The sequence below is a fragment of the Vibrio sp. 378 genome, assembly GCF_033339435.1.
Map to the genome: position 1 here is coordinate 1 of NZ_JAWOUO010000999.1, position 553 is coordinate 553.

Sequence of the window (553 nt, forward strand, 5' to 3'; positions counted from 1 at the left end):
ATATCTCAGGCTACAGAGTAGTAGCGAGTCAAAAACGAGGGCTGTATATGAGCCATCACGCCAATATTCCGAAAACCTAACAGGGTTTTCTATATCGCATTGACTCAACTCTTAAACATGAACTCGCTTTGAAGCGGTACATTAGCATGAAGCCCTTAACAAACCTAGCTAAAGTCCTGAGGTTGCGCCAAATTTTGTTTTAGATGCCAACGTCTGATAGATTGAATCTATATATTTTTCTAATTAAGGACGGAATAATGAAAAAACGTTTGCTTGCTTTAGGTTTGGTTACCATTCTTGCTGGTTGTGGCAACGATGAGGTTGGTGATGTGTCTTTGGGTATGTTTACTATGAAAGACATAAAACTGAATACGCTCGTAGACCCTGAAGTTCCAGGCGTTACTTGTCATGTAGCGAGCATCGAAGCGGACTTCAGTTTAGCGGACCCAAGCGACAGTTCAATTTCTTGCCGTCAAACTGGTGAAATTACACCTGAGATGATTACTAAAATTGATAAGAGCAAATCAGGTGAAGTGGTATTTAAAAAGTCCAA

Annotated in this window: 1 protein-coding gene; it reads left to right on the forward strand. The window is 40.3% G+C overall.

Annotated elements, in window-relative coordinates; genetic code table 11:
* Nucleotides 1-257: 257 nt before the first annotated feature.
* The coding region (locus tag R7Q48_RS30020) for a CreA family protein (RefSeq protein WP_318134046.1) at nucleotides 258-553 on the forward strand (296 nt) is incomplete at its 3' end.